The sequence below is a fragment of the Caloramator quimbayensis genome (assembly GCF_900167605.1).
Taxonomy (GTDB): Bacteria; Bacillota; Clostridia; order Clostridiales; family Caloramatoraceae; genus Caloramator_B; species Caloramator_B quimbayensis.
Window position 1 is genome coordinate 1 of record NZ_FUYH01000009.1, and the last position, 12,609, is coordinate 12,609.

Here is a 12,609-nt window from a genome sequence, read left to right on the forward strand (position 1 = left end):
TTCCAATTGACATTGAAGGGGCTAAACTATTATACCAGGTTATAGCAGGATGCTATGAGAAAAAAAGCATAATATTAACTACAAACCTTGAATTCAGTAAATGGAACAGTATTTTTTTCGATGAAAAGCTAACAAACGCTATACTTGATAGGATGGTCCATCACAGTCATTTACTAATATTTGACGGCCCCAGCTGGAGGCTCCAAAATTCATTAATGAAATACAATTAATTTACAATTATGGTAATGCGGATGTTGCAAAGATTTTTTTCAAAAGTTTGTATTTAATTATTGCAAAACACATCGCCAAACAACGCAATTATATAAAGTATTAAAGATAATAAAAACGTTATCTTAAATGAAGTTATTTTAATACAATAATATGAAGTAATTATGCTAATAATTAAAGCTATAAGAAACCATAAATGATAATATGTACCCGACAAAAATAAACTTCTCATGAAAATTAAAATTTTATTAATATTAATTCCATATTTTATCCATTCTTTTAAAATAAACATAAAATAAACACTTGACCAACATATATATATATATAATATTATAGATATATTTTTTCAGCCTTTTAAGATTATAATTTTTATTAACTTGTAACGGATACTTTAATTTTGAAAAAAATAAATATCCTGCAGCTGAAAAATAAAAAGGTACAGCTATCCTTGCAATAATTTGAGTAATTATAAAATCATAATACTTATTATAATCGGCCAATGGTTTTGTATGTATACTTATTACTAAAATTGAAGCTACAAATTTCATAACATCGAAAGCATAATAATTTTCTTTTTTCCTTATTGACACTTCCATTATAATCCCACCTAATTTTACTATTAAATTATTCCTTCTTCCTTCCATTTATCAACATTTGTCTTTATCACCTTTGCAGGTATTCCAGCTACAACACAATTATCAGGCACATCACTAATTACTACAGCATTAGCACGACTTCGCATCAATAATTCTATATTTATTCTCCGATTTTCTTTCCTATTTCATATAAACTATCATTACCTTTTCTTTTCTCTAATGTATTTATGAAATTTACAGAAAACTTAAAAATATTAAAGAAATAATTATAATATAAGAATATATCATTAATTATATTCTATTTTCAGCTATTATTTTTAACAATAATTTTAGGGCAGTTCTCAAGATCTCACTATTTGATATCAGCTTTTTACACTTATCTTAATATTTATCTATACTTATTTCAGATTTAATCATGCAAGAGTTTAACAACTTAATAATAAACTAATTAAGCTTAAATCAAAATTTAAAATAAATTTTGATTTACTTAGTTGCTCTAATTAATTTATATTCAGAATTGCTACATTTTCTACAAGGTGGAAAAGGCTCCCCCTTAACACAAGTTACCTCATTACCACATTTTGTACATTTATAAATTCCTGATTGTTCTACAGTTTGTCCACTTTTTGGCATGTTATCCCCCCCGATATTTAAAAAATCAAAATCTTGATGCTTAAATCTGAAATAAAAATTCTATAATTTCTCAACTCCAACAATTTTACATTTATCTTTTATCATTTTAATAAGATATATATGCATATCTGATTTCAATATAAATAACATTGTAAAATAACATAAAACCCCAATTATTATTTGTAATAATGTTGTTAATATATTAATTCCATTATAAACACCAATTAGTCTTACAAAAATGTACATAATCAAACTTGATAAAAAATATTTCCAAAAATCTTTCATGAAATAAAATAAATCTATATCTTTTCTTATAAATATAATTTCAGTTCCTGTAACAACAAATTCCGCAATTACTGTTGCAAATGCTGCTCCTATTGAAGCATATTTTGGTATCAAAAAAGAATTTAAAATAAAATTGGTAATTGCACCTAATGTTACACTTATAGTATATTGATTAATCCTTCCTATCGGTATAAGATATTGACCAGCTAAAACATTGCTCCAAGCAATAGCAATAATTATTGGACTTATAATTATAATAACATTAGCTGTTTTTAGAAATTCAAAACCAAAAAACCATGGACAGAATTCTTTTGAAATTCCCATGAGTCCAAACATAATTGGAATAGACAAATAACATTCAAAATCAAAAGATTTCTTTAAATATTGCTTTATTTTTTCAAAATCACCACTGGCATATATATTTGTAATTTTAGGCATCATAACTGCTCCAACTGATGTAACTAATGTTAATGCCATTTTTACAATTTTATCAGCATTTTCATAAAATCCTACTTCACATTTATTTGTTAATAATCCTATCATTGTTTTATCTAAAACTACATATACTTGTATAGCAATCTGTGGTAAAAAATATTTTAATGAAGGTATAATATGTTTTTTAATATCAAAAAAAGTTATCTTCTCTTTATTAATAATTTTAAATGCATATTTCCATAATAACAATTGTCCAACTATACCTGATAAACTATTAATAAAAACATATTTCCATAAATCTTGTTTAATTTTTATTAAAATAAATATAAGGATTATACTAATTACTTTAACAATAAAATTTCTCGTTACATTCCTTTTAAAATCTTCAATACCTATAAATAACCATGAAATATCTATCGCAGCATTTAATATGTTTATTGATTGGATTAAAAATATATTTTTATTTTCAATATCAAATATAAAAATAAAAGCAATAAAAATTAAATATGAAATTAAAGTAGTAAATAATTTTAAATAAAAAATACTCCAAAATGTAGTACTTAATTTTTTTTTATCATCTCTATAAAATGCAATTATCCTTGTTGCATATAAAGATATCCCTATAGTACCAAATAAGATAAAATATTGAATAATTGAATTTGTATAAGCATTAATTCCTATACCTTCTGCACCAAGAATACGTGATATATAAGGAACAGTAATTATAGGTAAAATAATTATAATAATTTGATATGAAACATTATATAAATAATTTTTTGCAGTACTCATATTATTCTCCCATTTATTAATATAAAACTATGAAATTATAAAAAATAATTTGTAGAATAAAAATTATAGAATATGGGGCTAATAATTTGCTCTCCATAAAATTAAAACTCCATAACAATAAAAAGAAGGTACTCGCTAATACTAAATCAATACTGTATTTCTTCTTTATATAATTTTTTACTATATAAAAAATTATTATAGAATAAGATATAAATCCAACTAAACCTAAATTTAAAAAGATATCTAAATAACCATTATGAGCACTTGTTATTTGAGCATTCATTGTTGAACGAACATAGTAAGATGAATAATTATTATCTCCCCAAAAAGCATTTAATCCATAACCTAATAAAAATCTATTTCTTATAGCTTCGAATGAATATTTCCAAATATATGTCCTCCCTGTAAAGGTAATATCTCTTTGTAATTTTTCCACTATTATTTTACTAATAAAATCACTTTGTAAAAATAATATACTAAAATTAAGAAATAATACTAAACAAAAACATACTAAGAAAACTCTATTTGATTTATATATTTTTTGAATATAAAACAAAAAAATAATTAGAAAAAATAAAGAAAGCGAAGTTGCACTTTTTGATAAAATTAATAAATAAAAATTTATAAATAAAATAATTATAGCAAATATTTTATTTATTCTTTTTAATTCATTTAATTTATATAAACAAAATAAAGATGTAATATTGGAATAAAAACCCAATGTATTTCTATGCCCAAAAATTCCTCTGTAAGCAACAGTATATCTTGTTTCGTCTAATTGTATTGAATATTGGGGATAAAATTGTATAAATAATAAATTTATTATTGAGATCAACGAAAATGTTATCCAGAAATTATTTATTATTTCATTTTTATCGTTAAATTTAACTAAATAAATAGAAATTATAAAATACATAATTAAAAAAATATCTGCTCTAAGTGTCATATTTCTATCTATTGACCATATTTCTGAAAATAGACAAATTATTATTAATAAAAATAAAGGTATGTTTTGTTTTAATAATCCTTTATTTATTTTTCTTAGTAATATAATTAAGAAGAAAAATGACATAACAAACAATAAATAATTTTGATAAGGAATTTTAATTATATTTTCCTGTCTTTCAATTGTTATAATACAAACAAAAAAAATAAAAATAAATTTTAAAAATTTTTTTATGTGCATTTTTAATAACTCCTTATTAAAAATAAATAATTTTAAAATAATATTTTACTTTTTTTAAAACTCTATGTAACTTAGGAAATTTAATTTTTATATATAGCTTTATAAATTTTTTTACGAACAGTTTAGTTTTTTTGCATTCACTTAATAATTTTAAGCTTTCAGTTTTATCATTTAAAACATCAAAAGAATATTCAGCATAATTTAATTTTTCTTTATAAATGTATTCTTTAAAATAAAATAATCTTTTACCTTTAATATTATATAATTTTAGAAAACTATCGGATTCTTTTATAAATGGAAATTCTCTTTTGATTTTCTGATCTCCTATACTACAACCTGTATTACGATAATATTTAACACAAACTTTATTGCTAAATGCAATTTTATATTTTAATGCAATTTGATACCAAACATATTGATCTTCTCCATATTTAACACCTTCGGGAAATCCTCCAATATCATATAAAATATTTTTATACATTAGTACAGATGAACTAGTCACAATCATATTTTTAAAAGAACACTTAAATAAATCAATATATCCTTCCCACTCTTTATTAGGTATACCATTAAAAGGATTTATAATTATGTTATTCTTTTCTACTCTCATATATCCTGTAGCAAATAACTTTGCATCTGAATATTTATATTTCAAATTCAAAACAGTTTCTAAGAAATCTGATTGCCATTCATCATCCGCATCCAAAAAAGCAATTAAATTATATTTTGAATTTAATACGCCATTATTTCTTGCAACTGAAACACCTGAATTTTGTTGATTAATAATTCTAATTCTATTATCGCTTATTTTATTAATTATTTTTATACTATCATCTGTAGAACCATCATTAACTATTATTAATTCGAAGTTTCTATAAGTTTGATTTAAAACAGAATTGACACTTCTTAAAATATATTTTTCTTTATTATATAATGGAATTATTACAGAAATAAAATCTTTCATATATTTCACCCTATAATTTGCTTATACATATTTATAATTTCTTTAGATATAATTTCAAAATCAAATCTATCCTTTACATAATTTCTAATATAAATCCTATCATATAAATGATAGTTATTGTAAATATCAATTAGGGCTTTTGTTAATTCATTAACATTATTTTTTTGAATTAAAATTCCCACTTTTGAATTAATAAAATCTTCAGGACCCCCACAAATAGTTGATATAACAGGTAATCCACATGACATTGCTTCTATTAAAGATACTCCAAATGTTTCTTCACGACTTGCACAAACATAAACGTCTGAATTTAATAATTCATCTTTTATATAATTTCTATCTTTATTACCTAAAAACAATACTCTATCTTGTAAATTTAATTTTTTTACCATTTCCTCTAAATATTTTCTTTCATCGCCATCACCTATTAATTTTAAACGTACACTTTTATTATTGTTAAAAGCTTTATAAAAAGCATTAATTAAAACATCTATTCCTTTTTTATAAGTTAAAAATGAAACATTTATAAATGTAAAATATTTTGAATTTATTTTATTTCCTTTTATGCAAAAAAAATTAGTATCTATTGTATTAGGAATAACATTAAATTTTAACTCAAAATAATTTTCCAAAAAATTTGCAAAAGGTACACTTACTGCTGCATTATATCTTGATTTTTCAAAAGCTTTTTTTGCTAACTTTTTTTCTTTTTCATTAATTATTCCTCTTTGAAATCCTGTAAAATGTTCGGTTATTATATATGGAATATTATATTTTTTATAAATTTTATACGCAATATATCCAGCCCAAATAGAACTCTGAGCATGTATTAAATCTGGAACTCCATTTTCATCAATATATTTTTTTAATAATTTAATATATGTATGTTCTAAATAACATAGTTTTAATTTTTTAGTTTTTGGGTATATATTCCATCCATGGTATCTATATACTAAAATATTTTCTTCCTTTTCTTTACTTATTTGAAAATGATTTTTTATCAAAGAAGAAAAGTTAAAATTTTTTAAACTTCTATCTGCTTCAGAAAATAATATTGAAATATTAATATTTTGTTTATGTAATGCAATAGCTTGATCTAAAAAAAAACTTCCTTTTGTTTTATCTTCTTCCTTTAAAAACCAAGATGGTATCATTATTACATGCAAATTTTCTTTTGGCATTTTAAATTTGCTCCCTTCAATATAAAAAATACCCAAAATTTCAACTTAAAATCCAATCTTCGATTTCATCTTTAAATTCTAATGCATATTTTTCATCAAAGGTTATAAGATATGCCTTGCCAAGTGTAAATAAATGCTGAAACCTTGACAACTCCCAGGGAACCTTAACATCTGCATTGTTGTTTAAATCAACTATTTTTATATCTTTGTAGAACTTATTTTCCCATCTAAAACCTGTCTTAAAATCTTCATTCCACGGAAGCTTTTCTCCTAAATATTTCTCTCCTGAGCCTAAAAGATTGAATTTGTGCTCTAATATCAGATTAGCATCATTTATAATAGAATTTTCTAAACCAAGCTTTTTAATTTCCTCTATATACTTTTCTCTATTTTTTAAATCATAAAAAAAGCTGCACTTAGGATAAAAGGAATAAAAATTATCCGTTGGAATATCAATAGGATTTTTACATACTCTATATCTCCTATATGAAAAATATATTTTATTTTTTATCTTTTTTAATGCTTTTTTTGTAAGCTTTTTTATTGGCTGATTTTTATATTTTAAAAGTTTATGTGTTATATTTGGCATAAGAAACTCCTAAATTCTAAACTTTTAACCTGAACATAGATAAATCATATTCACTTCCAAGGGATGATGATATGACATCTTGTCCATTATTATCAAATACCATTTCTTTAAGAAAATTACTTGATATAAATGCACCTTCTATATCTGTTATCTCCCCTGCTTTAATTCTTTTAGAAAGCTCATTTGCTATATATCTTGCTAAAGATTTATTTGTATTAGATCCATCCCCACCTACAACATATCCCATTTTAGTAACATCATTAGGATAGAGTCTATTAAATTCTATGGCAATCTGGTAAGCACTTAAATAAGGTCTTTTAAAATGATGGAATGGGTTTGGAGAATAATTTACATTTGATAAGATATCTCTTATCCTGTTTTCAAAGTTATATACTTGCCAATTGGACATAGGAAGGACTCCTTTCAATAAAATATTAATAAATCTATCAAAAATTTTTGGATACTTATAATATTATATTCATTTTTATTATTTGATTTAAATAATTTTTTTATTTTTTATTTCCAATAGGGTTATTTTTATAAAATCGAGGTAACGAATAAAATATCTCTTAAATAATCTTCTCGGTTCATTTAAAAACCTCCAAAACCATTCTAACTTCAGCTTTCTAACTAATACAGGGGCTCTTTTCACCTCATTGGAATAAATCTTAAAGGCTCCGCCAACAGCAACTGCTATAGATGAGCTTAGTTCTTTTTTATATCTATGAAGCCACAGTTCCTGTTTGGGGTGTCCCATTCCAACAAAGAGAATATCCGTTTTATTCTCCTTTATCTCATTTAAAATTCTCCTGTCCTCTTCTTCTTTAAAATATCCATTATGAAGTCCTATGTTTTTTATGCCTTTAAATTTTTTTGTTAGATTTTCCTTCATCAAATCAAGGGTTTCGTCTTCAGAGCCAAGACAGTATATATTTAATGAATGCTTGTTAGAAATCTCTAAAAGCCTGTCCATCAAATCAACTCCAGTAATTTGATAAACCCTCTCTCCCTTTAACTTAGATACAAATTCAATAGGCCAGCCATCAGCAATTAAAAGACCTGCTTCCTTATAAGCTTCAAACACTTCTTTTCTTTTATATACTGATATTATGTGATCAACGTTAGGAGTAAAGATACACAAACATTCAGTTTCATTATTTTGTTTAAGGAGATGTTCTTCTAAATTTTTCTTCAATTCATCTATATCTTTGTCGTAAAAATTCAAACCAAAAAGTTTCTTCATAATATCTATCCCCTAATCTTTGTTAATATTACTCTTTTAAAGTGTCTGAGTTCAGCTGCTAAAAGAACTATTAAAAGAAGAAAAAGGTTAATCTTTTTCTCATTGGTTTTGTTTTCTTTGTATAATCTTATAAAGTTGTCAAACTCATTTTCCCTGAGCTTAGCTAAATTTCCTGATAGTCCTCCTTCTCCGAACTCTCTTTTATATATATTAGTCAAGGGTTGGTGTAATTTTGCTCCCTTATATCTCCTTGCCACCTGAAGAAAAAAGAGATTGTCCTCTGCCTGATGCTTTCCCTCCAGAAAATAAAGTTTGTCCCTTTTAAAAACTTCACTTCTTACAACAGTTGTTGGTATGCAGAAGAAAACCTTAAAGAGCATCTTATAGAAATTAGATTTTTTTATAGGTTTTTTAAAGTTTTCTTTTATCCACATATCACCATCTTTGATGATGTTATAGTTTGTGCTGCTTATCATAATGTCTTTGTTTTTGTCCATAAAACCTATCTGAAGAGCTAATTTATCCTTTTCCCAGCTGTCATCTGAGTCTAAAAAGGCAATGTACTCTCCTTCTGCTGCTTTTATTCCCCTATTTCTAGCCATTGAAGGACCTGAATTTTCTTGATATATATGTTTAAATTTTATTGTCTTATAATTTTTTATAAACTCATCAACTATTTTGTGGCTGTTGTCATTGGAACCGTCATCAACTAAAATTACTTCAAAATCCTTAAAACTTTGTTCAACAACTGACTGCAGAGCTCTTATGAGAGTTTTTTCTCTGTTAAAATAAGGGATAATAACACTTACCCTGCACATTCTAATCCTCCTTTAAAGGAAAATTTAATTTACCTTTCATTTATAATCTTCATTGCATATTCATACCTTGCTCTCCATGAGTTGTTAAAGCCAAAGTTAATAATTTCTTCTCGATTGTATTCTTTATTTAAATATTTTTGTATTCCCACTAAAAAATCTGAGTTGTCCTTGGCAACATATATTGGTGCCATTGTGTTTTTAACTTCCTTTAAATCAGTAGATACCACAGGTATACCAGATGAAGCATATTCATAGAGCTTAATTGGACTAACTGCATCTGTCAGCTGATTTTTAATAAAGGGAATAATTGCAACATCAGCATTTTTAAGATAGTCTGGTATTTCATCGTAGGGCCTTGGACCTAGTATATTTACGTTATCCATATCCTTTATTTCAGATAAGTCTATTCTTGGTCTTCCTATAATAAAGATGTTTACCTTAAGCTCTGTTGCCATTTCTTTAATAAGCCCAACATCAAACCACTCATCTATTGCCCCAACATAAACAACCCTCTTATCCTTCCCCTGATACTCACAAGGGACGGTCAAGTTTTGTTGGCTGAAGTGGTCATAATCTACCCCGTTGTTTAAAAGATATGGTTTTTTATTTCTCTCTAAAACTTTGTTCTCTAAAAATTTTGAGGTTACAAAAATGAAATCAGATTTATCTATCAATCTTTTTTCAATTTCTATTACACTTTCAGGAAAGCCATTGTGGTGTGCAAAATCATCCGGTATTCTAAAAACAAGCTTGTCATATTCAACAACATTTGTTAAATAATAATATTTTGGATTTGATATCCATAATAAATCCACCTTGTCAAAACCTATTTTTTTGAGACTCTTTTTTATATTTGGAAACATATATTTCTGGTTGTTTAAAACTATCTTTTCATCCCTGGAGAAAAGATAGTTTCCATAAAGCCTTAAGGAATATGGTGCAAAACCATATATGTTATTAGCAAGTTTATGTCTTTTTGGTGATGCTATGCTTTTTTTAAAACGGTAATCCTCTTTATCTTTAATATATATCAGCTCATTAAAAGGATTGGACATCCATAAAACTTCCCAGCCATCCTTTGCAAAACAGTTTGCATAATGGTAGTTTCCAAGTTTATTGATTCTATCGTTATACTCTACAAAATCACAAATTATAACCCTTTTCATCTCTCTCCTGCTTTCCCTTTAGATTAATAGCTTTGCATAAAGCTTCTATTATCTTCTTCAAGTAAGTTCTTAAATTTATATGCTGCTATAACTATAAAAACTCAAAAATTTAATTACATCAATTTAGAATCTATAATTTTGCACTTTTTGATGCTAACAAAATTAATAACGTAAAAATCAAAAAATAAGATGAACATTGATATACAAGAGTTCTCTCTGAAAGGAGTGATTACTATGTATAACTATATTCCTCTGGAATAATCTAGTTATTATTATTTCAAAGGATATTTTGTCAATACCATACTTTTGTATTTTTGTTAATTGCATCTAATATATTCTTGCCACCGTGAACATAAAAGCAACCAGAAATATTTATAAATATTACATTTTATTTAAAAAGAATCTTTCTTTCTATGAAAGGTTTTTAAGCAGAACCATTGGTCATACATGGATATTATGAAGAAGTTATTTTTTCTGTTAACTGATATATTTAAATCACAATTTTTGATACATGGAGTATACCTTGTTGCCTATGATGCCAGCCTTATTGCTAAAAGCAGCAAAAAGATTATTGATATTCAGAAATTGAAAAACCATAGTGGCAATACTGACGCAGGTCAATATTTTATTGTGTATCATTGGTGGATTCTTAGGATAATCGGTAAATTCCTTAATAACTACTTCTTGTGCTCTTCGCTTATGTTTAGATTGATAATTTGTAAACCAATACCATTGAAGCAGTAAGCAAGCTGTCATTTATAAAATCCTTGGAACCTCTTTTATTGCTATAAATTTTAAATGTTTCATGCATGATTGAATAATCAACAAAAGTTAAAATTGCTTATAAATTTGTTAATGTCTGCAATTCTATAAACTTGTCTAAAGTTGATATGATATTTTGTCAATAAATATACTGTATTGATAGTTTACCTCTTTCTTTTTATTGTTTTTGCAGATTATTTATCGGGATTGGGGTAAGCTTTTTCGTACCCTTCTTTATTTTTTTCAAGACTTAGAAACATGAAATTATCTCAATTATTATAAAAACAGTAAAAATATAAAATAAATCTAAATTTGATGATAGACATTCTTTAGAATAATATATAAAAGCTATTACTAATTCCATCCTTTATATTCTCCACCACTTAAATCCATATTTTTTAGCTTCTGTCTCGTTTATAATATTTTTTGTGTCTATTATAACTGGTCTGTTTTTCATAAGTTTTGCCATATACTCATAATCGTCAAAGGTTATGCCTTTTTGTTTTGTAAGTATTACTACTGCGTCGGCGTCTTTTAATGCTTCATCCTGCATTTTTACCTTAAAGTCATATTCTGTTGGGACTTGAGGGTCAAAGGCAGAAACTAATGCTCCCCTTCTTATTAATATATTGCATATATCTATTGGGGGGCTTATTCTATCGTCATTAGAAAAATCCTTCATAGCAAGGCCTAATACTGCTACTTTGGAATTTTCTAAGTTTTTTCCTACATTATTAAGCTGCTCTTCTATTTTATTTACAATGAATTCAGGAAGGAGTCTGTTTTTCTCCCTTGAAAGTTTAAACAGGTCAAGGTCAACATTAAGCTCCTTTGCCTTTGGCTCAAGGTAGTGGTATGCATTTGGTATGCAGTATCCCCCAACTCCCGGGCCTGGTGCTAAAAGGTTTACTCTTTTATGGGTGTTTGCAAGTCGTATAACCTCAAAAACATCTATATTAAGTGCCTCACAGAATCTTGCAACTTCCTGAACCATAGCTATATTTACATCTCTTTGGGCGTTTTCCACAACCTTTGAAGTTTCAACTGCCTTTATAGAATTTGAAATTATTATATCTGCTTTACAAACAACCGATAACAAATCAACTGCCCTATATAGGCTTGGCTTATTTATTCCTGCAACTAAAGTTGGCATATTTGCAAATTCTTCAAAGGCGTTTCCCTCTGCTATTCTCTCTGAGGAATAGGCAAGATAAAAATCAACTCCTGCTTTAAGCTTTGATTCTTCTTCAAGTATTGGAAGGATAAATTCTTCTGTTGTTCCTGGTATTACTGTGCTTCTTATAACTATTAAGTCTTCTTTTTTAAGATTTTTTCCTATTGTTCTTACAGCACTTTCAAGATAGCTCATATCATGTTTCCCGTCTTTTATAGGTATACCAACGGTTACAATTATGTTGTTGCACTCTTTTACTGCCTTGGCTGCATCGGTTACAGCTTTATATCTTTTTTCTTCAAGCTGCATTTTAAGTATTTTTTGAATTGTAACATCATAGAATTTTTCTGTATGATGAGTAATTCCACTGTTTATTTCATCAACAAGATTTTTGTCAACATCAACACCAATAGTATTGCATCCTCTTAAGGCAAAACTTAATGTAAGCGGAAGGCCTACAAAGCCCTGCCCAAAGACGCAAACTTTTTTGTTTAATGATTTTTCTGGTATATTTTCATTTAATTCTGATATGTTAAAGGTTTTAACTGTTTCCATTTTTT

At 26.2% G+C, this 12,609-nt stretch carries 14 protein-coding genes; 1 reads left to right on the plus strand and 13 read right to left on the minus strand.

All coding sequences use genetic code 11. The annotated features are described in order from the left end of the window. Positions 1-230: ATP-binding protein (locus B5D15_RS07115; RefSeq protein ID WP_179122221.1), on the plus strand; the 230-nt coding region annotated here is incomplete at its 5' end. A 252-nt stretch (positions 231-482) separates the two neighbouring features. Here the strand turns inward: B5D15_RS07115 and B5D15_RS07120 are convergent. From B5D15_RS07120 to B5D15_RS07175, 13 genes are all read right to left on the minus strand, one after another. Continuing rightward, a complete protein-coding gene (locus B5D15_RS07120) occupies positions 483-824 on the minus strand; it encodes an acyltransferase family protein (RefSeq protein ID WP_078696439.1) in 342 nt (113 codons plus the stop codon). Positions 825-847: 23 nt separating this feature from the next. Beyond that, positions 848-970: a hypothetical protein gene (locus tag B5D15_RS15765; protein WP_278305612.1), complete on the minus strand. Its 123-nt coding sequence runs from the start codon at positions 968-970 to the stop codon at positions 848-850. A gap of 337 nt (positions 971-1,307) precedes the next feature. Continuing rightward, on the minus strand, positions 1,308-1,457 hold the full coding sequence (locus tag B5D15_RS15265; RefSeq protein ID WP_143287228.1) for a zinc ribbon-containing protein: 150 nt from the start codon (positions 1,455-1,457) through the stop codon (positions 1,308-1,310). A 60-nt stretch (positions 1,458-1,517) separates the two neighbouring features. Next, entirely contained in the window at positions 1,518-2,966 is a 1,449-nt protein-coding gene (locus tag B5D15_RS07125; RefSeq protein WP_078696440.1) for a flippase, read from the minus strand. Positions 2,967-2,982: 16 nt separating this feature from the next. Next, positions 2,983-4,152 carry an O-antigen ligase family protein gene (locus tag B5D15_RS07130; protein WP_078696441.1) on the minus strand — a complete coding sequence of 390 codons (1,170 nt, stop codon included), beginning with the start codon at positions 4,150-4,152 and terminating at the stop codon, positions 2,983-2,985. 16 nt (positions 4,153-4,168) lie between these two features. Further along, positions 4,169-5,116, minus strand: coding sequence for a glycosyltransferase family 2 protein (locus B5D15_RS07135; RefSeq protein WP_078696442.1), 948 nt, complete (start codon positions 5,114-5,116; stop codon positions 4,169-4,171). Between the two features lie 5 nt (positions 5,117-5,121). After that, on the minus strand, positions 5,122-6,297 hold the full coding sequence (locus tag B5D15_RS07140) for a glycosyltransferase (protein ID WP_078696443.1): 1,176 nt from the start codon (positions 6,295-6,297) through the stop codon (positions 5,122-5,124). 40 nt (positions 6,298-6,337) lie between these two features. Then, positions 6,338-6,886: a heparinase II/III family protein gene (locus tag B5D15_RS07145; protein WP_078696444.1), complete on the minus strand. Its 549-nt coding sequence runs from the start codon at positions 6,884-6,886 to the stop codon at positions 6,338-6,340. 16 nt (positions 6,887-6,902) lie between these two features. Further along, the gene (locus B5D15_RS07150) at positions 6,903-7,295 is read right to left on the minus strand and encodes a hypothetical protein (RefSeq protein WP_078696445.1); all 393 of its coding nucleotides are present in this window, start codon (positions 7,293-7,295) and stop codon (positions 6,903-6,905) included. An 87-nt stretch (positions 7,296-7,382) separates the two neighbouring features. Continuing rightward, positions 7,383-8,129, minus strand: a complete 747-nt coding sequence (locus B5D15_RS07155) for a WecB/TagA/CpsF family glycosyltransferase (protein ID WP_078696446.1) — start codon at positions 8,127-8,129, stop codon at positions 7,383-7,385. Positions 8,130-8,134: 5 nt separating this feature from the next. Continuing rightward, entirely contained in the window at positions 8,135-8,947 is an 813-nt protein-coding gene (locus B5D15_RS07160; protein ID WP_078696447.1) for a glycosyltransferase family 2 protein, read from the minus strand. Between the two features lie 29 nt (positions 8,948-8,976). After that, entirely contained in the window at positions 8,977-10,113 is a 1,137-nt protein-coding gene (locus B5D15_RS07165) for a glycosyltransferase (protein ID WP_078696448.1), read from the minus strand. Between the two features lie 1,129 nt (positions 10,114-11,242). Beyond that, positions 11,243-12,604, minus strand: a complete 1,362-nt coding sequence (locus tag B5D15_RS07175; protein ID WP_078696450.1) for a nucleotide sugar dehydrogenase — start codon at positions 12,602-12,604, stop codon at positions 11,243-11,245. Between the last annotated feature and the right edge of the window lie 5 nt (positions 12,605-12,609).